The sequence below is a fragment of the Foliimonas ilicis genome, assembly GCF_039939195.1.
Lineage (GTDB): Bacteria > Pseudomonadota > Alphaproteobacteria > Rhizobiales > Rhizobiaceae > Foliimonas > Foliimonas ilicis.
The window spans coordinates 259,246-282,927 of sequence record NZ_JBDUUH010000002.1 but is presented as its reverse complement, the minus strand read 5'-3'; the positions used below and the strand labels follow the sequence as shown (position 1 = coordinate 282,927).

At 63.3% G+C, this 23,682-nt stretch carries 23 protein-coding genes and 1 pseudogene; 12 read left to right on the top strand and 12 right to left on the bottom strand.

Features of this window, described 5'->3' with window-relative positions:
• Positions 1-13 precede the first annotated feature (13 nt).
• The 3 genes from ABFT80_RS06900 to ABFT80_RS06890 form a co-directional block, all read right to left on the bottom strand.
• Positions 14-865: an SDR family oxidoreductase gene (locus ABFT80_RS06900; RefSeq protein WP_347971134.1), complete on the bottom strand. Its 852-nt coding sequence runs from the start codon at positions 863-865 to the stop codon at positions 14-16.
• A gap of 180 nt (positions 866-1,045) precedes the next feature.
• The gene (locus ABFT80_RS06895) at positions 1,046-1,903 is read right to left on the bottom strand and encodes an SDR family oxidoreductase (protein ID WP_347971133.1); all 858 of its coding nucleotides are present in this window, start codon (positions 1,901-1,903) and stop codon (positions 1,046-1,048) included.
• Positions 1,904-1,963: 60 nt separating this feature from the next.
• Positions 1,964-3,280 (bottom strand): MFS transporter, encoded by a 1,317-nt coding sequence (locus ABFT80_RS06890; RefSeq protein ID WP_347971132.1) that lies wholly within the window; start codon positions 3,278-3,280, stop codon positions 1,964-1,966.
• A 162-nt stretch (positions 3,281-3,442) separates the two neighbouring features.
• On the opposite strand from ABFT80_RS06890, the gene ABFT80_RS06885 reads away from it, so the two are divergent.
• The 6 genes from ABFT80_RS06885 (at position 3,443) to ABFT80_RS06860 (ending at position 10,390) form a co-directional block, all read left to right on the top strand.
• On the top strand, positions 3,443-4,366 hold the full coding sequence (locus ABFT80_RS06885) for an AraC family transcriptional regulator (RefSeq protein WP_347971394.1): 924 nt from the start codon (positions 3,443-3,445) through the stop codon (positions 4,364-4,366).
• 587 nt (positions 4,367-4,953) lie between these two features.
• Positions 4,954-6,051, top strand: a complete 1,098-nt coding sequence (locus tag ABFT80_RS06880; RefSeq protein ID WP_347971131.1) for an aldo/keto reductase — start codon at positions 4,954-4,956, stop codon at positions 6,049-6,051.
• A 295-nt stretch (positions 6,052-6,346) separates the two neighbouring features.
• The gene (locus ABFT80_RS06875; RefSeq protein WP_347971130.1) at positions 6,347-6,757 is read left to right on the top strand and encodes a DUF1330 domain-containing protein; all 411 of its coding nucleotides are present in this window, start codon (positions 6,347-6,349) and stop codon (positions 6,755-6,757) included.
• 296 nt (positions 6,758-7,053) lie between these two features.
• Positions 7,054-7,770, top strand: coding sequence for a YkgJ family cysteine cluster protein (locus tag ABFT80_RS06870; protein WP_347971129.1), 717 nt, complete (start codon positions 7,054-7,056; stop codon positions 7,768-7,770).
• Between the two features lie 3 nt (positions 7,771-7,773).
• Positions 7,774-8,586, top strand: a complete 813-nt coding sequence (locus ABFT80_RS06865) for a glucose 1-dehydrogenase (RefSeq protein WP_347971128.1) — start codon at positions 7,774-7,776, stop codon at positions 8,584-8,586.
• Positions 8,579-10,390 carry a glycoside hydrolase family 15 protein gene (locus tag ABFT80_RS06860; protein WP_347971127.1) on the top strand — a complete coding sequence of 604 codons (1,812 nt, stop codon included), beginning with the start codon at positions 8,579-8,581 and terminating at the stop codon, positions 10,388-10,390. Before ABFT80_RS06865 ends, ABFT80_RS06860 begins: the two co-directional genes overlap by 8 nt.
• Before the next feature lie 274 nt (positions 10,391-10,664).
• On the opposite strand, the gene ABFT80_RS06855 is transcribed toward ABFT80_RS06860, so the two are convergent.
• Positions 10,665-11,714 (bottom strand): alpha/beta hydrolase, encoded by a 1,050-nt coding sequence (locus ABFT80_RS06855; RefSeq protein ID WP_347971126.1) that lies wholly within the window; start codon positions 11,712-11,714, stop codon positions 10,665-10,667.
• A gap of 87 nt (positions 11,715-11,801) precedes the next feature.
• On the opposite strand from ABFT80_RS06855, the gene ABFT80_RS06850 reads away from it, so the two are divergent.
• Complete coding sequence (locus tag ABFT80_RS06850) at positions 11,802-12,212, top strand: MarR family winged helix-turn-helix transcriptional regulator (protein WP_347971125.1); 411 nt, start codon at positions 11,802-11,804, stop codon at positions 12,210-12,212.
• 7 nt (positions 12,213-12,219) lie between these two features.
• On the opposite strand, the gene ABFT80_RS06845 is transcribed toward ABFT80_RS06850, so the two are convergent.
• Positions 12,220-13,113, bottom strand: a complete 894-nt coding sequence (locus ABFT80_RS06845) for an AraC family transcriptional regulator (protein WP_347971124.1) — start codon at positions 13,111-13,113, stop codon at positions 12,220-12,222.
• Positions 13,114-13,257: 144 nt separating this feature from the next.
• Between ABFT80_RS06845 and ABFT80_RS06840 the strand changes: the two genes are divergently transcribed.
• Positions 13,258-14,013: an SDR family NAD(P)-dependent oxidoreductase gene (locus ABFT80_RS06840; RefSeq protein ID WP_347971123.1), complete on the top strand. Its 756-nt coding sequence runs from the start codon at positions 13,258-13,260 to the stop codon at positions 14,011-14,013.
• A gap of 126 nt (positions 14,014-14,139) precedes the next feature.
• Here ABFT80_RS06840 and ABFT80_RS06835 read toward each other — a convergent pair whose 3' ends face one another.
• Positions 14,140-15,036 (bottom strand): LysR family transcriptional regulator, encoded by an 897-nt coding sequence (locus ABFT80_RS06835; RefSeq protein ID WP_347971122.1) that lies wholly within the window; start codon positions 15,034-15,036, stop codon positions 14,140-14,142.
• A gap of 97 nt (positions 15,037-15,133) precedes the next feature.
• On the opposite strand from ABFT80_RS06835, the gene ABFT80_RS06830 reads away from it, so the two are divergent.
• The 3 genes from ABFT80_RS06830 (at position 15,134) to ABFT80_RS06820 (ending at position 17,593) form a co-directional block, all read left to right on the top strand.
• Positions 15,134-15,967, top strand: coding sequence for an SDR family oxidoreductase (locus ABFT80_RS06830; protein ID WP_347971121.1), 834 nt, complete (start codon positions 15,134-15,136; stop codon positions 15,965-15,967).
• 98 nt (positions 15,968-16,065) lie between these two features.
• On the top strand, positions 16,066-16,563 hold the full coding sequence (locus tag ABFT80_RS06825) for a lipocalin-like domain-containing protein (RefSeq protein WP_347971120.1): 498 nt from the start codon (positions 16,066-16,068) through the stop codon (positions 16,561-16,563).
• Between the two features lie 52 nt (positions 16,564-16,615).
• Positions 16,616-17,593, top strand: a complete 978-nt coding sequence (locus ABFT80_RS06820) for an MBL fold metallo-hydrolase (protein WP_347971119.1) — start codon at positions 16,616-16,618, stop codon at positions 17,591-17,593.
• 56 nt (positions 17,594-17,649) lie between these two features.
• Here the strand turns inward: ABFT80_RS06820 and ABFT80_RS06815 are convergent.
• Positions 17,650-17,793 (bottom strand): annotated as a pseudogene (locus ABFT80_RS06815) (IS630 family transposase); the annotation flags it as partial.
• A gap of 148 nt (positions 17,794-17,941) precedes the next feature.
• Between ABFT80_RS06815 and ABFT80_RS06810 the strand changes: the two are divergent.
• A complete protein-coding gene (locus ABFT80_RS06810) occupies positions 17,942-19,081 on the top strand; it encodes an epoxide hydrolase family protein (RefSeq protein ID WP_347971118.1) in 1,140 nt (379 codons plus the stop codon).
• 71 nt (positions 19,082-19,152) lie between these two features.
• On the opposite strand, the gene ABFT80_RS06805 is transcribed toward ABFT80_RS06810, so the two are convergent.
• From ABFT80_RS06805 to trbL, 5 genes are read right to left on the bottom strand one after another with little or no spacing between them, the layout of a single operon-like run.
• On the bottom strand, positions 19,153-19,368 hold the full coding sequence (locus ABFT80_RS06805) for a DUF2274 domain-containing protein (RefSeq protein WP_347971117.1): 216 nt from the start codon (positions 19,366-19,368) through the stop codon (positions 19,153-19,155).
• Entirely contained in the window at positions 19,368-20,591 is a 1,224-nt protein-coding gene (locus tag ABFT80_RS06800) for a TrbI/VirB10 family protein (RefSeq protein WP_347971116.1), read from the bottom strand. The genes ABFT80_RS06805 and ABFT80_RS06800 overlap by 1 nt, the downstream gene beginning before the upstream one ends.
• Positions 20,588-21,637: a P-type conjugative transfer protein TrbG gene (gene trbG / locus ABFT80_RS06795; protein ID WP_455189888.1), complete on the bottom strand. Its 1,050-nt coding sequence runs from the start codon at positions 21,635-21,637 to the stop codon at positions 20,588-20,590. The genes ABFT80_RS06800 and trbG overlap by 4 nt, the downstream gene beginning before the upstream one ends.
• Positions 21,634-22,317, bottom strand: coding sequence for a conjugal transfer protein TrbF (gene trbF / locus ABFT80_RS06790; protein ID WP_347971115.1), 684 nt, complete (start codon positions 22,315-22,317; stop codon positions 21,634-21,636). Before trbF ends, trbG begins: the two co-directional genes overlap by 4 nt.
• Positions 22,317-23,681 (bottom strand): P-type conjugative transfer protein TrbL, encoded by a 1,365-nt coding sequence (gene trbL / locus ABFT80_RS06785; RefSeq protein WP_347971114.1) that lies wholly within the window; start codon positions 23,679-23,681, stop codon positions 22,317-22,319. Before trbL ends, trbF begins: the two co-directional genes overlap by 1 nt.
• Position 23,682: the final 1 nt, after the last annotated feature.

Sequence of the window (23,682 nt, the reverse complement as noted above, 5' to 3'; positions counted from 1 at the left end):
GTTCGCGCGGAATTTAACCGAGGCCGCCATTCGCAAAGACGTTTTGGCCGTCGATCCAGGCGCCGTTCTGAGAGCACAGAAGGGCAATGACGTTAGCGATATCGTCTGGCAGTCCCAGGCGACCGAGCGGCGTCTGCTCAGGAATGCCTCGGAGCGCCTCTTCGCCGTGCTGGCGGAGAAGCTGCGTATCAACTGCTCCGGGTGCTACGGAGTTGACCGAGATGTTGCGGCCGGCAAGTTCCTTCGCGAGCACACCGGAATAAAGTACCTGCGTAGCCTTTGTGGCAGCATAGGCGGCCGTTCCGGGCGGAGGTGTCTTGATGATGCTCGAGCTCAGGCTGATGATCCGGCCGCCATCCCGAGTACGCCGAGCCGCTTCGCGCAGTACGTTGAAGCTGCCTTTCACATTGGTGGCGATCATCCGGTCGAACGCCGCGTCGGTCATCTGAGCGAACGGCCCGACGTTCATGATTCCGGCGTTGTTGACGACGACATCCACCCCGCCGAAGGCCTCGTCGTTGGCGTCGAAGAGAGCCTTGACGGCAGCGGGATCCGCGACGTCGGCTTCGCGGACGATGGCGCGGCCGCCAGCCGCTTCGATGTCGCGGACGACCTGGGCCGCCAGATCGCGGTTGGTGAGGTAGTTCACGGTAACGGCATAGCCGTCGCGCGCCAGGCGGCGGGCGGTTGCGGCGCCAATGCCGCGCGAAGAGCCCGTGACGACAGCGGCGCGGCCAGCGCCAGGCAGGGTGCTTGTTCCGCCCGCGGATGTCTGGGCCGAAGCCGCGCTTCCCATGGCAAGGGCTGCGGGCGCGGCGGCAGCTAGGGCCATGAACGTGCGACGGGAGTTATCAGTATCGGTCATTCAGGGGGTCTCCTTGAGTCTGCTGCAGTGGCTGCTTGGATTAGATGCGGCGGCGTTCAGCGTGTCGCAGGACACTGGCCAACTGGCCTCCGCGACGAGCCCTACGATCGGGCGGCGGCTACTAAGCTGACCGCACCATGCGCGCTGATGTCGAAAGGGTCGTTCCGATAGTGTCCGTGTTCAGCCCAATCCGCCGTTGGCGTGAATCGGCTGGCCGCTGTTGATCCAATGCAGATCGCTCGTGCAGAGGGCGGCAATGGCGTTGGCGATATCCTCGGGCTCGGCCAAGCGCTGAAAGGGCGTCTGGCTGATGATGCCTTGCACGAACTCCTGCGATCTGCCGCCGGTGAACAGTGTGGTGTTGACTGCACCCGGAGCGATAGGAACGACCGCGATACGGCGCTGACCCAGTTCTTTGGCAAGTGAGCCGGAGTAAGCCTCCTGGGTCGCCTTTGTCGCCGCATAGGGACCGTAGGCGGGCGGTCTCTGGGCGGCGGCGCCGGAGCTCAAACTTATGATCCGGCCGCCATCACGTGTTCGTCTGGCGGCTTCGCGAAGAACATTGAAGCTGCCCTTCACATTGGTCGCCATCATCCGGTCGAAAGCTCCATCGGTCATTTCGGCGAAGGGTGCGAGGTTCATGATGCCGGCGTTGTTGACCACGACGTCCAAGCCGCCGAACGCTTCGTCGTTTGCGTCGAACAAGGCTCGAACGGCGGCGGGATCAGCGACATCGGCCTGGCGGGAAATGGCGCGGCCACCGGCTGCCTCAATGTCTCGAACGACCTGCGCCGCCAGTTCGGCATTCGTCAGATAGTTTACGGTGACGGCGTACCCGTCACGCGCCAGGCGGCGGGCGGTGGCGGCGCCGATGCCGCGCGACGAGCCGGTCACGACTGCCGCTCGACCCGAGCCCGGCAAAGCTCCGGGGCCCGCTTCGGAAGTTTGGGCCGAAGCCGAACCCCCGAGGGCGAGGGCCGCCGGAGCGGCTGCGCTAAGGGCCAGGAACGTACGGCGAGAGTTATCGGGGTCAGACATTGGACAGGTCTCCATGTTTGGGCGAAGTCTGCGGGGTGCGGCGGCGGCGGCGTTCAACCGTCACTGCCTCCGAAGAGAGACAGCGATGCGCTGGTTCGCGATGAGCAGGGCAATCCCGGTCAGGATGGTTGCAATCGGGACGATCAGCAGTCCGAGGCCGAGGCCGTTGGGGATTTGCGCCGTCGTCGCCGCGTCACTGACCATGCCGACGATGAGAGGCCCGAGCGCTGGCCCGAGAAGGCCGGAGCCGATCATCACGAGGCTGGACGCCTGCGCCTGTTTTCCCGGACCGGCCACCAGATGCGCAGCCCCAAAGGCCCAAGGCATCAGGAATGAGAAGGAAAGCATACCCGGCACCAGCAACAGGATGGCCATCCATCCGACGGGGACGAACAAGGCCGCGGTTGTCGTCATACTGGCGATCAGGAAGAGGACAGCGGGCGGGCCGAGCACCTTGCCGGTTCCGGAACTCACCGCGCGGTCGAACCAGCGTCCGCCCAGGAGCGCTCCGATGATGCCCATCAGGCCCTGCGGAAGACCGAACGCCAGTCCAACCTCGCTGGCGCTGAAACCATGCGTGCGAATGAGGAACGGGGCTGAGAAGACGTAAAACGGGGCTGCGGCAAAGCCGACGAAGATCCCACCGATGAACAGCCAGCGGAATGCTGGCGACGCAAGCAGCCGTCGGCTGGATTCCAGGAAGGGTTCACTGTTGGCTACGGTGCGCTTGAGCGTCGGTGTTGAACCCGCGACAACGAAGGTCAACAGGGCGATCAGTATCCCGATACATCCGGCACCGATCATCGCAGTGCGCCAGCCGAGCGTGTCTCCGATCGCCCCTCCAGCGGCGAATCCGACCATTGTGCCGAGCGGGACGCCCATGGCGAAAAGGCCGATTGCCAAGCCGCGGCGTTCGGGCCTGATCTTTCGGGCGATCAGCGCGTGGCCGGAAGGGATGGCGCCGGCTTCGCCGAAAGCGACGCCGAACCTTGTCAATGCCAGGAGCATGAAACTCGCGGCGATCCCACCGAGCGCAGTCATGGTGCTCCAGATCAGGATGCACGAAACTAGGACGAAGCGGGGCGATCCGCGATCTGACGCACGAGCCAGCGGCAACGAGAGAAGCGCGTAGCAGACCGCAAAGGCGAGCCCGGTAAGCAGGCCCATCTGGGTATCGCTCAGGCCAAGGTCCGCTTTTATCGATTCTGCAAGAATGAATGGAAGTATTCGATCAATCTGCGAGAAGGCGTTTATGAGGAGAAGGGTAATAAGTATCGCGGGAACACGCCATCCATGAGCGTACTCGTTACTTGAAACCTCAAATCCCGGCGTCTCTGCCCCAGCAAAATCTATTGACCGCGTCGAAGTTTCTGTCATGTATTTCGAACTCCCGCTTGACTGGCATATTCAAGCTAGATGGAGTTTCCAATGATCAGAATGCCCGAACTCTCAAGAAACTTGCCTATTCCTACGGAAAGCAATACGGTGTCGGCCGAGGGCCGTCTGCTGCGCTGGCCTGGCACCAGACAGGAGGTTCGCATGTCGTCATCGCTGCTCGCTGCGGTTAGCGCCTACATCGAGGAACAAGGTGGTGGTCAGGGACTTTTTCCGACGCCTATCGATAGCTTCAACATCGTTCGTTCCTGCCAGGCAATGATGCCAATGCGGGCACTATATCGCCCGTCGCTCTGCGTGGTCATTCAGGGCGCGAAGGAGATACATTTCGGCGAGGACCGGCTCGAATATGGCGTAATGGAGTGTCTGGTTGTCAGCGTCGAACTTCCGGCCAGTGGGCGGATTATCGAGGCGAGTCCGACCACACCCTATATTGGTGTCACCTTGGACTTCGACGTGGCGACCATGCGCGAGGTGCTGGAACAGTTGGACGAGGCGCCGACCCCAGCCGCTAATTCTGGTCCATGTGTGTTCGTGGGTAAAGTCGATGAAGCTCTTGCCGACTGCATTCTACGCCTGATGCGGATGTTGTCAGCGCCGAAGTCAATTCCTATCCTTTATCCTTCCGTGATGCGTGAGGTCTGTTATTGGTTGCTGAGCGGGCCTCATGGCGCAGAAATCTGCAAGCTGGCGCTGCCGGAATCAAACATTGAGCGTGTCGTGAAGGCCGTCTCCATGCTGCACGTGAACTTCGCTCAGACTCTGCGTATCGAACAACTGGCCGACGTGGCGCGAATGAGCCCGTCGTCGTTCCATCAACACTTCAAGGCGCTGACTTCCATGACTCCGCTTCAGTTTCAGAAGCAATTGCGCCTACTGGAGGCGCGGCGTTTGATGGTGTCAGAGGCGGCTAACGTGGCGGACGCGGCCTTTAAAGTCGGCTACGAAAGCGCATCGCAGTTTAGCCGAGAATATTCGCGAACGTTCGGCGTCGCTCCGAAGCAGGACGTCATGAACCAGCAGAAATTATACAGCGAGTATGCCAGTCGCACTGTGCAAAGTGCGTAATGTGGCCTGAATGATTCGGGCGGCGCCTCGCGCATCAATGCGTAGCGCCGCTCCGGGCCACTATAACAACAGCCACAATTACCTCGATGTGGGGCGAGCATTGCCGCGACAAGCGCTCGAACGCAGGAGGTGCTTGCATCTGCAGATGCCCGAACTAGCGCGCCCCTTGTCTACGCAACGCCTGATCACTCCTTGTTCGGCGAGTCCCTGGATTTCTCGCAATGCACGTCGGGCGATATAACTCTTGGTGTGTCAGCTAGATCGATAATATCGCTGGCTAACACTCGTCCCGGTTATCTTTCTCCGTGCAGATGGAGGAATGTGCAAGTTTTTTGCGCGTTTGGGCATGGCGTTTTGTTGCCCGTCGGCGTTTTACTGGCTAGCGACCCGTGAGGAATGGCGTCGGGACTAAAACGGCTCGACGCCTTGCTTGCACGGCGGCCCTAACCGGCCCCGGCGGCCTATCTTATGAGGTCGGTTTGCCGTACCCCGCGCTGGCGCTCAGTGATCATCCTTTTTCTGGTTCGCCGTCAGCCTGGGACGCTGAGGTCGGTGACGAGGCAAACTTACGACAAGGAGAGTGTCGCATGAGCGAACGACTGGCATCGAGATTCAGCAGGCGCGGCTTCATCGGTGCTCTAGGCACGGGAGCCACGATACTGGCAACAACACCTCTCATTTCCGGTGGGACGCCTGCACAAGCTCAATCGGGGGTGGGCGCTGCGACCTCGACTGCATCTGCTCGGACGCGCGTAATTCCGAGAACGGAACAGACCCTGACAACACTCGGTCTCGGCACTTTCTTGACTTTTGACGCCCTCCCAGGCGCCGATCGTAGTAACCTTGGCGAGGTCGTTCGACGCTATGTGGCGGGCGGCGGAAGGGTCATTGATACGTCGCCCCTTTACGGATCGGCGGAAGTGTCTGTTGGCGCTTTCCTGGCGGGCACGCCGGAGGCATCGGAAATCTTTGTCGCCAATAAGATTTGGTCGACGGGCGATTATGCTGGCGACGAAAGCCATGCGGTGGCGAGCTTCGAGCAGTCGAGGCTGCGCATTTGGCGTGACACCATCGACCTCATGCAGTGCCACACCCTCGTCAATGCAGCAGTGGTTCTCCCCCTCATGCAGGCCTGGAAGAGAGAAGGCCGCATTCGGTACGTCGGCGCGACCCACAATGAAAACGTCGCGCATGACCAACTCACCGCGCTAGTCGAGACTGATGCTGTCGATTTCATCCAAACGAATTACTCGATTTTCAACCGAAGCGCCGAGGATCGTCTGCTGCCGGCCGCTGCCTCGCGTGGCGTCGGCGTCCTCATTAACCTGCCGCTCGAAAAGGCTCGCTTGATGAGGGTGGTGGAAGGCCGCCCCCTGCCGGACTTTGCTAGCGAATTCCAGGCGGCGACCTGGGCACAATTCTTCCTCAAATGGGTCATGGCACATCCGGCGGTCACGACGGTGCTTTGTGGCACCTCGAACCCAGAGCATGCCGAGGACAACGCCCAAGCTATGTATGGGCCTTTGCCAAACGAGGCGATGCGCCGTCGCATGGTGCAGCACATGGAAACGATCCCTGGCTTCGCGGATATAGGACGGATGCCTTGGTATCCCGGCAAGGATGGCCAGTATCAAGGACTCATTCAAGCGGCACAAGCAAGAGCTCGGGCTCGTGCGGCTCAGTGAGTTTCGCAGGCTGACGAACTCAGGCTTTCGCGAACCTTCGTCACAAGATCGCCAAACGGCCCGAACGAGACACATGTCTAGTAACGGTCGCACTCGATCAGTTTAGATTCGCTATTCAGATGGTGCCACGAACATCTCGAACGCGCTCATTAACGCGTTCAACTTACGCAATTATGGTCTTGTAGTTGCCGGCTGAGTGCGCTGGCCGCCGCCTATGGTTTGCTTGTCGCCTCCGGCCTTGCGCTGCGCAAGCCGCCGGACCGACGTGTTTTTTTAACAGGAGTTTACTGTGCAGATGAACGAACTTTCGCCCGCCGCCATTGACGAAGCAGAGCAAACGCTCGGCGACGGCCCGGTGGTTATGGTCAACCTCCTGTGGTTCCGCGAGACGCCGGACTATCCTGCCGATTTCGTAGACGCTAAGCTGAGCGCCCGCACCGGTTATTACGAAGGATATGTCGGCGGTTTTCGCGCGGCCGCGGAGCAAGTCGGTGTTGTCCCCGAACTTCTCTATGCCGGAACACAACTACACGGATTGTTGGCTGGCCCAGAAGACGATTGGGACGAGATCGCCATCGTTCGCTATGACAGTTTCGCCGACCTCCGGAAGATACTGAACTCCGAGATCTACGCCCAGGCGGCCAAACCGCATCGGTTGGCGGTGGTCGCGAACTGGCGCTTCTTCGCCACCCGCAGCCAGTCATGACAAACACCCGCTGGCTCCGTCCGGGCCATTGCCAACTGGCTGGGCGCAAAAGCCCGGCCAACCTGTGAACGGTGCGTAATAACCGAGGAAACCGGAGCTGCGTGGTGGCCGGCCTTTCCGGTGCGAATCTGGCGGGCGACGGCGTAGGCGCGAGCCGGATGGTCCAGGCGCGATGCTGCTCGAACCGCGACGCGCCGGGACGCAAGCAATCCATCCGCGCTGATTTGGAAGAATAGGCACGCAATCGCTAGGTTTGGGCATTCTCGGAACGACCCGGATGAGTAGCATCGGCGGCAATGTCTCAAGCGGCCGCCGATCGAATTACACCAGAAGTCGCGTTCATCGGCGCACAGATGCGGGTGCTGGCGGAGCGATATGAAGGGGTCTTCGTCACCCTGCATCACACGCTGAAGGACGAGCTCTCGCGATCCGCAAGCCTCTCCGAAGGCGCCTTGATCGCTATGACGATCGCGGACGCGGCGGCCTCCGCCTTGGTGACGCATCTTCCAAACCAGCCGACGCGCGATTGCCGGGCAGGCTGCGCCGCCTGCTGCCACCTGTACGTCATGGTTCCGCCGGGGGTCGTGGAGGTGATCGGGGACTATCTGACCGATCGCCTGGATTCGGAGGCTCTGGCCACATTGCAGGACAGCCTTGAGCGAGCGGCGGCCGCGGCGCAGGCGGCGCCGGATCCGTCGCAGCTGCGCCATCGGTGCCCGTTCCTTGGAACGGACGGGCTCTGCACCATCTATGAGGTGCGTCCGCCGACGTGCCGCGCCTTCACATCCACCTCCGCCGTCGCATGCCATTCGATGGCCTTCGATCCGGAAGGCGGGGTGTCCGCCATCCCACAGAATCCCTCGCAGTTCCGCGTCTATGTCGAGGCGACGACCGCACTGGAGCACTCGGCGCTAGCCCGGGGCCTTCCGTCGCGCCAGACGGGTCTCGCGGCGGCCGTGCTCGCCGCCTTGCCCTCGTCCTCGCGCACGCACTCGCCGAACACTGGAGCCTAGGAAATGGCTGCCGCGCAACGCCCTCTAGAACACCATGTCGCCCTCGTCACAGGTGCCAGTTCAGGCATTGGACAAGCGATCGCGGCGGCCATGGCCGAGGCAGGGGCCGCGGTGGTCGTCAATTATCACGCCCATCCGGAGCCAGCGAACGACCTTGTCGCCCGGCTAAAAACGGCTGGCGGCCGTGCGCTCGCCGTTGAGGCGGACGTGGCCCGCGAAGACGACGTCATTCGTCTGTTCGATGAGACCGTCGCCGCCTTTGGCCGCATCGATGTCGTGGTCTCCAACTCCGGCATTCAGGCGGACGCCCCGATCGCCGACATGTCCCTGGAAGCCTGGACCCGCGTCATCGACGTCGATCTCACCGGCCAGTTCCTTTGCGCTCGTGAAGCGATGCGGCGGTTTCGCCTTCAGCCGGGAGCGGCCAGGCCGTCGCGCAGCGCCGGCGTGATCGTCGCGGTGAGTTCCGTGCACGAGGTTATTCCCTGGGCGGGCCACGCCAACTACGCCGCCGCCAACGGCGGCGTCCGCATGTTGGTTCGGACGCTCGCTCAGGAGGTGGCCGCCGAGGGGGTCCGGGTCAACGCCGTGGCCCCCGGGGCCATCCGCACGCCGATCAATCAGGACGCGTGGGACGACCCGGACGGGCTCGCCAAACTGCTGCGCCTGATTCCTTACGGCCGCATTGGGGAACCCGAGGATGTCGCGCGTGCGGTCGTCTGGCTGTCGTCGGACGAGGCGGACTACGTGACCGGAACGACGCTGTTCGTGGACGGCGGAATGAGCCTCTATCCGGAGTTCCGCGACAATGGCTGACCCTGCGCGCAAGATCGCCGATCACGGCATCATCGGCGACCTGGAGACCGCCGCCCTTGTCGCGCGGGACGGCACGATCGACTATCTCTGCTGGCCGTCGCTCGACAGCCCCACGATCTTCGCTGACCTGCTCGACCCGGATACAGGGGGCGCGTTCTCGATCGCGCCGGTGTTTGAAGAGTTTCGATGCTCTCAACTCTACATTCCAGACACCAATGTCCTTGTGACCCGATGGACGGCGGCGGGCGGCTCGGCGGAGGTGACGGACCTCATGCCGTATCCGGTTCCAGGCGGCCCGAGCCAGATGGGCGCCCAACGCCTCTTGCGTCGCATCAGCGTGACGCGCGGCGTCGTCACCTTCGACGTCCGGTGCGCGCCACGGTTCGACTACGCCCGAGAGGTTCCAAACGTGGCCCATGCGGATGAGGGTGTGACCTTCTCCGGGCGAGCGCTGACCCTTCGCCTGCATGCCTCGACGCCGCTGGAGAGAAATGACGGCGCCGCGGAGGCGCGGGTCACGCTCAAGGCCGGCGAGTCGGCCTGGTTCGTCCTGGGCGAGGCCGATCTCGCGATGCCTTCGAACGAGGCGGTCGAGACGACGGTCGAGAGCACGATCCAGGCCTGGCGCGGCTGGGTCGCGCACTCGACCTATAAGGGGCGCTGGCGCGAGGCGATGATGCGCTCGGCCCTGGCGCTCAAGCTTCTGACCTCGGCGCGACACGGTTCGATCGCGGCCGCCGCGACCTTCGCCCTCCCTGAGGTGGTGGGCGGAGGCCGGAACTGGGATTATCGGGCGACCTGGATCCGAGACGCCTCCTTCACGGTCTACGCCTTCATGCGGCTGGGCTTCGTCGAGGAGGCCGAGCAGTTCGGCCGATGGATGACCGAACGCCTGAGGGCGGCGGGCGGCGAGCGCGCGCTCGGGGTCCTCTACGCCCTCGATGGTTCGGAGATGGCCGCCGAAGTGGAACTGGATCACCTCGCCGGCTACGGGGCCAGTCGGCCGGTCCGGATCGGGAACGGTGCCCGGGACCAGCACCAGCTGGACATCTTCGGCGAGCTGATCGACAGCGTCTATCTGTCCAACAAGTACGGCGCCGCGATCAGCCGGGAGGGCTGGGCGGGCGTGCAGGACGTGGTCGGCCATGTGATGGGCCACTGGCAGGAGCCGGACGCTGGAATATGGGAGATGCGCGCCGAGCCGCGCCACTATCTGCACTCGCGGATCATGTGTTGGGTCGCCCTGGATCGCGCGATCCGCTTGGCCCAGAAGCGGTCCCTCCCGGGCCCGGTTGCGGCCTGGGCGGAGTGTCGGGACCGGATCGCCGAGGATGTTTGGGCCAACTTTCGGCATCCGGAGCATGGCTATTTCGTACAGGAGCGCGACGGCGTGGACCTCGACGCTTCGCTGCTGATGATGCCTCTGGTTCGGTTCGTGTCGGCGACCGATCCGGTCTGGTTGCAGACCCTTGACGCGATAGAGGCGCAGCTTTGCGACGACAGCCTCGTCTATCGATACCGGGTCGCCGACGGTCTCGAAGGACGCGAGGGCGCGTTCACGACATGCACCTTCTGGTACGCCGAATGCCTGGCGCGGGCCGGGCGGCTGGATGAGGCGCGGATAGTCCTGGCTAAAGGGCTCGGCTACGCAACGCCGCTCGGTCTCTTCTCCGAGGAGGTCGACGTCCTTGGCGAACCGATCGGCAACTTCCCCCAAGCCCTGACGCACCTCGCCTTCATCAGCGCGGCCTTTTTCCTGGATCGGCAGCTTGATCCGCGGAACGGCGCGACTTGGCAGCCTTGACTTCGCCAACCCATGGAACTTCAGGCAAAAAGCCGGGGTATCCGCAGTGGACACAAGCATGACCCACGTCGAAATGCCTCGGGCGCGGGCATGACGGCGCGGTCGACATCTTCCGCTTGCGCTTCCGCGACACTGCCGAAGACTTCCTCTGTTCAGGAGTTGATCACGTCAATAAGCGAGCACTGGAGGGAGCTGTCCACTGGCCCCCAGTGAACGGGGCAGCCGGATGCTGGAGCGGTGCCGTTATCTTTCCGGACATCTCTAGCTTCTCTCCTCAGGCACCAAGGTGTCTTGAGTAGAACGGCACGAGTCGGTCGATAGCCTGATCCACGAATTCGGGTATGTAATACATGTCGTAGTGACCGGCCCCCTCGATGACGAAGAAGTCTTTCTCCGTGGTCGGTGAACGATCGAACAAGGCTTGCCCGGCTTCATACTGACCGGTGTTGCCGCGGCGACCGCCAACGATGACCTGAAGGGGCTGCGTCAGCAACTCGGGCACGAGACCGAAGGCATCGAAGCTCAGGAGATGGCTGTAACTTTTGAAGAGCAAACGGTTGGTGGAGTTCGGGTGGCGATTGCGCGACTCCCGATAGAAGGTGACGGCTTCGAACACTTCCGGATCCGTTATACCGGCCGCTTCCGCTTCTCTCAGACTGTCCGGAATCCAGGGATCCCGCCGCAGTTCGCCGCCACGAGCTTCGGCAGTGCGTTGCTTGCCGACGGCCTCCAGCGTCTTGAGGAGGTCATCCTTGGGCTGCATCTGGCGGAACGCTAGGCCGATGTCGTTGGCGACGACCGTTCCGATCGCCTTGAAGCGGTGTTCGGTCAACGCCGCGTTGATGGCATATCCGCCGCCGGCGCAGATGCCGAGCAGCCCGACGCGCTCCTCTCCAACGAAGGGCAGCGTCATCAGATAGTCGACGGCGCAGCGGATGTCCTCAACACGGGCTGCCGGGTCTTCCAAATCGCGGGGCTCACCGCTGCTTTCACCCTGATATGACGGGTCGAAGGTCAGGGCCACGAAGCCGCGTTGCGCCAGCCTCTTCGCGTAGATCGCGCCGATTTGCTCTTTCACACTGCTGCCGGGCGTCGCAAGGACGAGTGCCGTATAGGACTTCGTCTCATCGAATCCGTTCGGGAAATGGATATGACCGGCAACGTCAATATTTCTGTTCTTGAACGAAATTCGTTCCATATCGCCTGTCCTTCTATTATCTTCGGATGGATGCGCGGCATGGGTTGGGAAGGCGGCAGTGGCAGCGGTGGCGCTCGCTGCGATCAGGATGTCTCGTCTGGAAATTGTCAGATTGGGGCCTGCCATGTCGCTCGAACCTCAGGAGTTGCTGCTGGCATATTGTTCAGAAAATAGATAGTTCAGAGAATGAACATGTGCAAGGTTGGAAAGTGAATGACTGAGGCGGACGCCGCACGAATCTTCAGGCTGAACCTCCAGCTTTCGACGGAGACGCTTACCGCGGCGGTCCCCGAGATCGAGGCGCTGGGTCTTGAGGCCAAGGAGTTCTTTGTTTTGGATGGGCTGGAGGAACGGCCCTATCCAGCGGAGCTGGCCCGCCACCTGTCGATACCCAAGCCGACGGTCACGCTTTACCTGAAGACTCTTCAGGGAAAGGGTCTGATGGCCCGCGCGATCGATTCCAATGATTTGCGTCGGCATCGTCTTGAACTGACTGAAGCCGGGCGTGAAACACTCACGCAAGCGCGCGCGATTCTCGCCGATCGGTACGGTGAGAGGCTCGCTAGACTGAGCCGTCGTGAGCAGGACGAATTTGCGAAGCTGCTGGAGAAGCTCTCCAGCTAGGCGTCCATCAGGCGGCCGGCGCCATGCGCGTCTTCGCGGCCTTGATGTCTCGCGCGGGTGGCAGACCGAACATCCGACCATATTCCCGGGTGAATTGTGGAATGCTTTCGTAGCCCACGGCATAGGCGGCGTTGCTGATCATCGCGCCTTCGGCCAGCATAAGGCGACGCGCCTCGATGAGCCTGAGCTGCTTTTGAAACTGCAGCGGCGACAGCGAGGTGATCGCCCGGAAATGTTCGTGGAAGGATGACACGCTCATCCTCGCGGCCTCCGCCAGAGTCTCGATCCTTAGCGGTTCCACGAAGCGCTCGCGGATTATCGCGACGGCCCGGGTGATGCGCTGCGCGTGGCTATCGAGAACTCCGAGCGCGCGGATGGCGCCCCCATGTCGACCCGAAAGCAGCCAGAAATGCAATTCGCGGGTCAGCTGCGACTGGAGTATGGGCAGCGATGCGGGCCGGTCGAGAAGCCGCAGAAGGCGCAAGGCCGCGTCGGTGACCTCCGCCTCCGTTGGATCCACACGGACGGGCGTGTCGACGGCGAACGGCGTGAAACCCATCTCGACGACCAAGCGCTCGATCAAGGCGTAGTCGAGGTCGACGACGAGCGCCAGATAGGGAGCGTTGAGGCTGGCCTGCGTGATCTGGCTGGCAGTCGGTACGTCAGCCGTTATCAGGAGCGATTCTCCGGCGCTGAAGCTGAACGTCCTGCTTCCCGTCATGACCCGCTTGCTGCCTTGGAGCACCAGCGCGACGAGCGGCCGGGTGATCGCGTACTGCAGCGTGGTCGGTGCGGTTTCCCGGATGATCGTCAGGCACGGGATAGGCGTTTGGGCGACGCCCATCTCGTCGGCGTGCGCCTCGGCATAGCGGCGTACAGTGTTGAGCAGATCCTGGGTCATGCATGTCGTTGTAGATCACGCCGCTCGTCCCTTCAACGACAACTGGATAATCAGGCAAGAACGACCGACGATCCGGCAACAAAAGCGGCTGCCGTTCGGCGATGGTGGCGTCAGCACGACCGCTCACCTTTGAAGGACTTGCAGATGACCACGATCTCGATTGTCACGGGCGGCAGCCGCGGCCTGGGCCGCAACACCGCCATCAGCATCGCCCAGCGCGGCGGCGATGTCATCCTCACCTATCTCAGCGGCGCCGATGCCGCCCGGGCCGTCGTTGCCGAGATCGAGGGCCTCGGCCGCAAGGCGATCGCGCTGCCGCTCGACGTCAGCGACATCTCGACCTTCCCCGGCTTCGTCCAGAGCGTCCAATCAGCGCTGCAATCGTCCTGGGGCCGTGACAGCTTCGATCATCTCGTCAACAATGCCGGCCACGGCGAGATGGCCGGTATCGCCGAAACTACCGAGGCGCAGTTCGACAGCCTGTTCGGCGTGCACGTCAAGGGCGTGTTCTTCCTAACCCAGGCTCTGCTGCCACTTCTGGCCGACGGCGGTCGTATCGTGAACTTTTCGTCGGGGCTGACTCGCGTCTCCAATCCCGGCTTTTCGGCCTACTCGGCCGCCAAGGGCGCGGTCGAAATCCTGACCCTCTACATGGCCAAGGAGTTCGCCGCCCGCGGCATCACCGCGAACACGGTGGCGCCCGGCGCCATCGAAACCGACTTCCTGGGCGGCGCGGTGCGCGATACGCCAGCCTATAACGAGGCCTTCGCCGGCATGACGGCCCTCGGCCGTGTGGGTCTGCCCGACGATGTCGGTCCGGCGGTCGCCAGCCTTCTCGGCCCTGACAATCGCTGGATCACGGCGCAGCGCATCGAAGTGTCGGGCGGCCAGAACATCTGATCGCGACCAGCCCCGACCCAGCCTCGACGCTCACGGGTTCAGGAAGGTCGCCGCGTCACGACGCGGCGGCCTTCGTTCGCAATGCGACCAAGATCTTCGTCCAGACGAATAGGCAACGAAGCGCGCTCACTTTCGAGACGTCGCTTTGAGCGTATCGATGAACGCTCGCAGCGTCGAAGGAACATGTCGATTTCGCGGATAGTAGAGTGCGAGGCCCGGGCTCGGAGGGCACCAATCCTCCAGGACGGTGACGAGGCGCCCTGAATCCAGAAGCGTTCGGGCGAAACTCTCCGGCAAATAGGCTATGCCGAGCCCGCGCGCAGCGGCGGCGACCAAAAGGTCATTGTCGTCCAGAGTCAGGGTGCCGGGAACGTCCACAATCACTTCCGCGCCGTGTTTTGAGAACTCCCAGCGATAGCGCTTTCCGCTCGGCAGGCGCTGGCGGATGCAGCGGTGGGCGTGCAGATCGTCGGGCGCGGTTGGTGGATCGCGTCTCTCCAAGTAATCTGGCGATGCGACCGCGATGAAACGGACGTCGCCGCCGAACTTGACCGCGACCATGTCCCGCGGAACTGCTTCGGTAAGCCTGACGCCCGCATCGAAACCTTGCTCGACGATGTCGACAAGCCTTCCCTCGGAAACGAGGTCAATCTCGACTTCGGGATGATGAGCCAGGAACGGCGGTACGACCTCGCGGAGCAGGATCGCAGCTCCGCTCTTGTTGGCATTGATCCGCAGCGTTCCGCTCGGCGTGCCGCGCACGTCGGCGAGAGAGTCGAGCGCCGTATCGAGGTCCTGTAGGACCGGCCCCAGGTGCGCGAGCAGCCGGGCACCCGCCTCGGTGAGCGAAACACTACGGGTGGTCCGGTTCAGCAGCCGTATGCCCAGATTCTTCTCCAGGCCGATCATGGCATGGCTAAGCGCAGAACGTGAAACCCCCATGATCTCGGCGGCTTTGCGGAAGCTGCGATGATTGGCGATGGCCGCGAAGGACGCGAGATCGTTGAGGCTGGGGCGGGTCACTGGTGAAATTTTCTCACGTACCTATAAAACGATGGGCTTCTTATATCACCAATTGATCATCGCTACATCAAGGGAGCAACTTTCGAAGGAATTATTCGTGGCAAAAACTTGGTTCATTACTGGCGTGTCATCGGGCCTGGGCCGTGAACTGGCCGAGCAGCTTCTTGCCCGAGGCGATCGCGTCGTCGGCACAGTCCGTCAAGAAGCGGCCGTTGCCGATCTTCAGGACAGGCATGGCGACAATCTCCTCGTGAACAAGCTCGACTTGACGGACACCAACGGCCTGCGTGCCATCATCGATAGCGTGTTCGAGCGCATGGGACGGGTTGACGTGGTCGTCAGCAATGCCGGGTACGGGCTGTTCGGCGCGGCCGAGGAAGTCAGCGACGCCCAGATCGACCATCAGATTGCTACCAATCTGACTGGCTCGATCCAGCTCATCCGCGCAACATTGCCGCATCTGCGACGTCAGGGTGGTGGGCGCATCGTTCAAGTGTCGTCGGAAGGCGGGCAGATCGCGTATCCGAACTTCAGCCTCTATCACGCGACGAAGTGGGGCATCGAGGGCTTCGTCGAAGCCGTCGCGCAGGAAGTCGCGCCCTTCGGGATCGATTTCATCATCGCTGAGCCCGGTCCCACGGCCACGAACTTCGGAGCGGGCCTTGTGCGTCCCGCGCCGATGGAGGTCTACGACAATACGCCCGCCGGCGAGATACGCCGCGCGATCGACGGCGGCGGCTTCGTACTGAAGGGCGACGCGACCCGCACCGCAACTGCGATGATTGCCGCTGCTGACAGCGCCAGTCCGCCCCTTCGTCTGGCGTTGGGTAGCACCGCTTACGGTTCGATTTCCCAAGGTTTGGCGCAGCGCCTTGCCGCAATCGAAGCGCAGCGCGATGTCGCGTTTTCGGCCGATCGCCCGGACGCCTGACACTTGGTCCGAGCGTGTCTCGAACAACTGCGACGTGACCGGAAGGCCATCACGCCTGGTCGAGGCTCATTCAGACACTGCGATAGGAAGGAAGAAAAATGATCGTGCGTCCGATGCTTCTAGCGATCCTGATGGGGGTCACCGCGGTCAGCGCTCATGCGCAAACGGTTCCGTCGAACCAAGTGGTCGGCACTTGGCGTATGGTGTCAGCGCAGATCGATCCGGAAGGCAGAAATGTTCCTGCTTACGGCGAGCGGCCGAGCGGTATGCTTGTCTTCACACCGGATATGCATTTCGTCGAAGTTCTTACGGACGCCGATACGCCTCGCTTTGCGTCCAATGTGCGTGGTGAGGGTACCGATGTTGAGAATCGGGCTGCCATGTCCCGAAGCATCGGCATGTTTGGGACATACAGTGTGGATGAGGACGGAGTGTTTAGTGGCAACATAGTCGAAGGCGCCACCTTCCCGAACTGGGTTGGAGATACGCGGACGCGACGTGAGCTGACCCTTGTAGTCTCTGGCGACCGGATGACTGAGAATTTCCAGCGCCCGGACGGAACGAGGATTGCCATCGAATTTGAGCGCGTGAGGTAGCGGACTTCCGATGAGCGGAACCGCTCAACCCTATTCTCAAAGGAGACTTTGCATGCCTTTCAATCGCCGTTCACTGTTCAAGATGGGAGCGTTGGCCAGCGCGGCAGCGCTAGCCGCCCCACAAATCATGACGCGCGCCGCCTTCGCCGCCGTGCCTCAAAGGCCGGATGTCGCTAACGCCGGATTTCATCGCTTCACCATGGGCAATTTCGAGATCACCACCATCCTCGATGGAGGGGGCCTGGTCGACGGGCCGCATCCAATCTTCGGCGCCGACCAGCAGGCAGCTGATGTTGAGGCGCTCATGGAGGCGAACTTCCTGCCGGCCAATCGGATGATGGGCCAGTTTAACCCAGTGCTGGTGAATACTGGCACCGAACTCGTCCTTTTTGATACCGGCATGGGGCCGGAAGGGCGCGGGGCGGGCTCGGGCCACCTCATGAGGCGCATTTCTGAGTCTGGGTATTCGCCGTCTGACGTCACCATCGTTGTTATCACGCACCTGCATGCTGATCATATCAATGGCTTGATGGAAGGTGATCAGCCTGCATTCGCCAATGCCCGATATGTCACCGGGCAACGCGAGTGGGACTTCTGGACGTCCGCAGATGGTGCCGACACACCAGTTCATCATGTGGCAGCGGTAAATGCCAAGGTTCTGCCGTTTGCGGAAAAGATGGCTTTTATTGACGACAATGAGACCGTGACGGGTGGAGTTACTGGCATGGCCGCTGCCGGCCACACGCCGGGCCATATGGTTTTCATGGTTGAGTCGGAAGGCCGCAATCTGCTCCTGACTGGAGATACTGCGAACCATTTTGTAGCCTCACTGCAGAAGCCGGATTGGGAAGTCGCATTCGATATGGATAAAACAGCCGCAGCCGAGACCCGCAGGAAAATCTTCGGCATGCTGGCGGCGGACAGGGTGCCCTTTATCGGTTATCATATGCCGCACCCATCGGTCGGTTTTGTCGAGCCGCTGGACTCTGGCTTCCGCTTCGTTCCGGTAAGCTACCAATTTGCGATCTGACCGGAACATCGCCGTAGGCTTGCTGCATCTGGCTGCGGCTTTAGAGCTGTTTCCGATCAAGTTGGGTCATAGGCGTCGTAGCCTGCGGCGGCGGGATAGTTGCGGCACTCGTCAGAGGTGAAGCGGGTAAAGGCTTGCCGGATGGCGGCGTGCAGATCTGGGTCGGTGCGGGCTTCCGCGATCCGAGGCAGCGTTTTCAACAGCCGCCTTTTCATTGTAATAAGACGAGTTAATTTTGTGTCACGCGAGACGATGCAGCCGCAAGCATTCGGATGCCGCGGCGGCGGCGGCCTTTCGAGCGGCCAACGGGCGTCACGCGGCGAGCGGCGGCGGAGCGAGGAGACGGCGATGGCGACGCCCTACAAGATCGAGATTTCCGACGACCGGCTCGCGACCATCGCGCGCAAGGTCGCCGCCTACGACTGGAGCGAGCTTCCCGACGCGGGAGGTTGGCGATCGGGCGTCGGGGTCGCCGACCTCCAGCGGCTCGTCACCTATTGGCGGGATGTCTACGACTGGCGTGCCGTCGAGCGGCGCCTCAATCGGCTTCCGAATTTCATGACGGATATCGACGGCGAGCACCTACATTTCGTGCATTTGAAGGGCGACGGCTCGAAGCCGCCGCTTCTACTCCTGCACGGCTGGCCAGGCTCGTATCTCGAGTTCGAGCCGCTGCTGGAGCCGCTGGTGGCGGACGGTCACGACGTCGTCGTCCCGTCGCTGCCCGGCTTCGCTTTCTCGAAGCCGATCACCGGCCTCGTCGGGCCGCGGCGGGCCGCGGCGCTGATGAACGGGCTGATGGGCGAGCTTTACGGTGCCGAGCGCTTCATCGTCCAGGGCGGGGATTGGGGTAACGCCATCGCCGCGTGGATGGCGCACGACCGGCCCGACGCGCTGCTCGGCATCCACCTCAACATGGTCAACCTACACGCGGAGGATGCCGCACCGACGAGCGACGCGGAAAAGGCATTCGTCGCCAAACGGGACGAACTCTTGGAGCTGGAGAGCGGCTACAGTCACCAGCAGGGGACGCGCCCGCAAACGCTCGGCGCGGCGATGGCCGACAGCCCCGTCGGCGCGGCCGGCTGGATGCTCGAGAAGATCGGCAAGTGGGCCGATCTCCCGGTGGCGCCCGATGGCCGCCCGGACATCTGGAGCAAGTTCTGCGAAGAAGAGCTGCTCACCAACATCATGCTCTACGTCGCGCCGTCCTCGGTCGTCACCGCGACCTGGATCTATCAGGGCCGGCGCCTCGAAAAGTCGAACAAGTTTCCCGCTGGAACGCGCATCAAGGTGCCGACCGGCGTCGCCGCCTTCCCCGACCCCGTATTCATCCCGCCGCCACGCTCCTTTGCACAGAAGACCTACGACATCGTGCACTGGAGCGACATGCCGTCGGGCGGCCACTTCGCCGCTTGGGAGGAGCCGGACCTGATGCTGAGCGACCTGCGGGCGTTCGTCGCCCTGGTCCTCGGCGAAAGCTCGTGACGTCGGCAATCTTGGCGACCGCGGAATTGGCAGCTATACCCGCGGCCCTGCCGCGGGCGTGGCGGAACTAGCTAGCTTCGCCGAGCCTTGGCAAAGCCGCGATCCGTCGCAATGAATCTCTCCAGCATTGGGACAACCAGACGTATGGGATCCGCGACTGGTTGGCCATTTTCGTTTGCCAGGGCCTCGGCATAAGCGACGAGATCGCGATGAAGCGGCGCAGGCAGATCGAGAGTGATTTTCACTGGCTTATCGTCGGGCAGCGGCCCCAGCTTCAGCTTAGCCATTATTGTCCTCCGTAAGGCTCGAGCACCAGATCCCGTGTGACGATGACCCTGACCGGGAAGCCCGGCCGGATCGTCAGAGTCGGGGCGATGTTGAGCTGGCGCCGCACAATCTGCTGTCCGGCGTCGTTGATGGTATCCTGCCCGCCATTGCGGATCGCCTGGATAAGGCGATCGTCATTGTCGACGGCGAGTTCGGCGCCGACGCTGAGCAGCGTCGAAAGGCCTGCCGCCTTGGCGAGATCCCACCAATGATAGTCGACGCCGTCCTGTAGTCCGGCGAACCCCTCGGCGTCAGCGCCAGGCTGGCGCTCAAGGACGATCGAGCGTCCGTTCGGGAGAATCAGCCGGTTCCAGACGAGCAGCACGCGGCTTTGCCCGAACTGCACATTGTTGTCGTACTGCCCGATCACACGCGTGCCCTGGGGCACCAGAAGGATGCGGCCTGTCGGACTGTCGTAGATATTCTCGGTCACCTGCGCGGTGATCTGGCCCGGAAGGTCGGAACGGATTCCGGTGATCAGCGCCGCCGAGATCACGGCGCCGGCCTGAAGGATGTTTGGTGACGCTGGCGCAGTTACGCGATCGGGCGCGACCGTCCTGCGATCGGCCGCCGCGTTCAGGAAGGCGTTCTGGCGATCCTGCGCTGAGGGCGTGGCCGGCGACGGAGCAAGGCCAAGGCTCGCCAGATCCGGCGCTGGCGGGAGTGCTGGGATAGCCCCAGTCGCAGCGGGTGCGCCCCGGCTTTCCGATCCGGAGAAGAGGCGGCTGGTGCGCGCGGTCTCGATCTCCTGAAGGCGGCGCTGCTCTTCTGGACTGATGCCCGGATTGGGCGTGGCAATGCCAGGTGTCGGTACGGGTTGTCCCCGGTCTTGCGAACCGAGGATTGGCCGGCCGAGATCTCCGGGAAGCGGCGGACCGAGTTGTGGCACTCCGCTATAGTCGCGCGGCAGGCCGGCGAGCCCGTCAGCGGTGGAGCGGTTTTCGGTCGAATAGAGTTCGTCGTTCGGCCGGCCGCCATCACGGGTCTGAAGCGCATAAACGAGAGCACCGCCGAGTCCGACGCTGGCGACGAGGCCGATTCCCGCGAGGACCTTGCGCGATAGCCGGGTGACGCGCGGTGGCTCCGCGCGCAGACGCATTGGCACGGGTCCGACGGGCTCGCCGGTCAAGGGCTGTGCATCCTCGTCCGGCACTTCCTCATTCCGGGGCGGGGTCTCACTCACGATGCGGGCCTCCCGTCGGTGCGGGTGATGCGGACTCGCCGCTGCCGATCGCCGGAGCCGAAGCGCAGCTCGGCCGCCGCGAACAGGCGGTCGACGATCATGTGGTGGCCGCGGACGCGGTAGTTCACCAGTTCGGAGGTGTTGCCTTCGGCACCGACGACAAAGAGCGGCGGCATCTCGCCCTGACCGATGCCGCGCGGAAACTCGATGAAGACCTGGCGGCCGTCGTCGAAGGCGCGGAGCGGCCGCCACGGCGCACGGTCGCCCTCGATCGCATAGCGGAAATTGACGTTGGCGAGATCGACGCCGCTTGCCACCGGCTGAGCGGCCTGCGCCTCTGCGTTCTGCCGGCGCAGCGCGATGAGCTGGTCCTGCGGGTACTGCCAGGAGACCGACGCCATGTAGGTGCGCTCGGTCGAGCGCAATTCCATGTGATAGGTTCGCATATTGGTGTTGATGACGAGGTTCGTCATCAGGTCGGCCCGGGTGGGTTTCACCAGGATGTGAATCTGGCGCGTGGCGCCCGAGCCACTCTCGGTATCGCCGATGATCCACCGCACGGTGTCGCCGGCCGCAACAGGCCCTGCGCCGACGAGCTGTTCGCCGGGTTGCAGCGCGATGTCGGTGATCTGCCCGACGGCGGTATAGACCTGATAGAGCGCCCCTTGGGTCCAGGGGTAGACCTGCATGGAGTTGATGAAGCCGTCGCGCACCGGCTGGATACGCGCAGCGGCATTGGCCTGGTTGACCCGCGCCGTTGGGTCGGTCGGCTCTGGCGCGCGGCGCGTCTCCGGCACGCGCTGCAACTGGCCGGGAAGCGGCAGCGGCCGGGGCAGTTCGACCACCGTGACCGGCGCAGGCGGGTCGACCGTCTGCACGGCGGGAGCCGCATTGTCGTAGAATATCTCGGGCGGCGGATTGGTGGTCGCGCAGCCCGCGAGCGCCGACGTTGCCAGCAGGACCATGGGGAATGCGGCTTTACGAAGAGCCGGGAATACGAATGTGTGTGAAGCCGGGTTTCCGGCTTTACGGAAAGACGGCTTCATTGACCAAGCTCCCGTGACCAGTTGATGGCGTTGACGTAGATGCCGAGCGGGTTCGCCCTGAGCCGGTCGGCATTGCGCGGGATCTGCACGACGATCGTCAGGATCGCAGTCCAGCGTGTGGTCTCGGCGAGCTGGCCATTTTCGTATCGGCGCTCGACCCAGGCGACGCGGAAGCTGTCGGGCGACGCGCGGATGACGCTGGAGACGTCGACGGCGACCTGCTGGCGGCCGACGCGTGTGAAAGGATCGTTGGACCGGGCATAGTCATTGAGCGCCATGGCGCCGCGATCGGTCGTGAAGTCATAGGCGCGCAGCCAATTCTGTCGGACGATGATCGCGTCGGCCGGGATCGAGCGGACCTGCTCGATGAAACGCGCGAGGTGGAAGGCGATTTGCGGATCGGTTGGCCGGTAGTCGGCCTCTGCGGGCGCAACGGCCTGAGCCTGACCGAGGCGATCGACCTGCACGACCCAGGGCACGATTGTTCCGCGCGCGGATTGTACGACGAGCGCGGTGGCGAATCCGGCCGACAGGATCAGCGAGCCGAAGGCCATCAGCCGCCAGTTCTTGGCCTGCACGCGCGAGGCGCCGATGCGTTCATCCCAGACCTGGGCGGCGCGCTGATAGGGCGTCTCCGGCTCGGAGGCTTTGCCGTAGTGGGTGGAGGGTCGTTTGAACATCAGCGATCGCCTTCGGAAAGATTGACGGAGGAGCCGCCGCCGTGGGCGTCGCCGGAGCGGACGGCGTGGGCTGTGGCCTGAACGGCATGGGTCATGCGCTGGGAGCGGCGCATCCGCTGCGCCCATGCCGGCGGACCGCCGGCATTCGCGGAACCGGCGGCAGCGGCGCCGTCACCGGCCGCGTCACCGCCGATCGAGCCCGCGGTGGAGGTGCCGCCCGTCGCCTCGAAGGCGGCCTTGCCGCCGGCGTTGAAGCTGGAGCGCATGCTCTCGGCAGCGCGCGAGGCCGCGCGACGCAGTGGAGAGGCGGCGGCGCTGCCGCCGGCACGGGCGATGCCGCTGAGTCCGGAAGCGACGCCGGCCGCACCGGACTGACCGGCCGCGCCGAGGCTGTAGGCGGTGGATGCTCCGCCGGCGACCGCCGCGCCACCACGGGCGGCAGCGGCCGCACCGCCAGCAAGGGCTCCGACGCCTCCGGCTGCGGCGCCGACCGCAGCGCCTCCGGCGGCGATCATGCCGCCTGCGGCGAGGCCAGTTCCGACCGCGGCGCCGGCGCTGAGCTGCGGGCCGCCGGAGACGAGACCACTGGCGATGCCGGGACCGAAGATGCCGAGACCCAGAAGAGACAGCGCGGCAAGCACGATAGCCATGGCTTCGTCGATCGACGGGTTCTGGCCACCGAAGCCGGAGGTGAATTCGGAGAACAATGTCGAGCCGATGCCGATGATGACGGCGAGAACCAGCACCTTGATGCCGGAGGAAATGACGTTGCCGAGCACACGCTCAGCCATGAAGGCGGATCTACCGAACAGGCCGAACGGGATCAGCACGAAGCCGGCGAGCGTCGTCAGCTTAAATTCGATCAGCGTGACGAAGAGCTGGATGGCGAGGATGAAAAAGGCGAGCAGCACCAACGCCCAAGCGAGGAACATGCAGGCGATCTGGATGAAGTTCTCGAAGAACGACCAGTAGCCCATGAGGCTGGAGATCGAGTCGAGCAGCGGCCGTCCGGCATCGAGCCCGGTTTGGGCGACCCTGCCGGGCCGCATCAGATCGGCCGTCGTGAACCCGGTGCCGCTGGCTCTCAAGCCAAGGCCGGCGAAGCTCTCGAAAATGATCCGGGCGAGGTTGTTCCAGTTGCCGATGATGTAGGCGAAGACGCCAACGAACAGCGTCTTCTTCACCAGCCGCGCCAGGATGTCATCGTCGGCGCCCCATGACCAGAACAAGGCCGCCAGGGTCACGTCGATGACGATAAGTGTGGTGGCGATGAAGGCGACTTCGCCGCTGAGGAGACCGAAGCCGCTGTCGATGTAGCGGGTGAAGACTTCGAGAAAGTGGTCGATGACGCCGGTGCTGCCCATA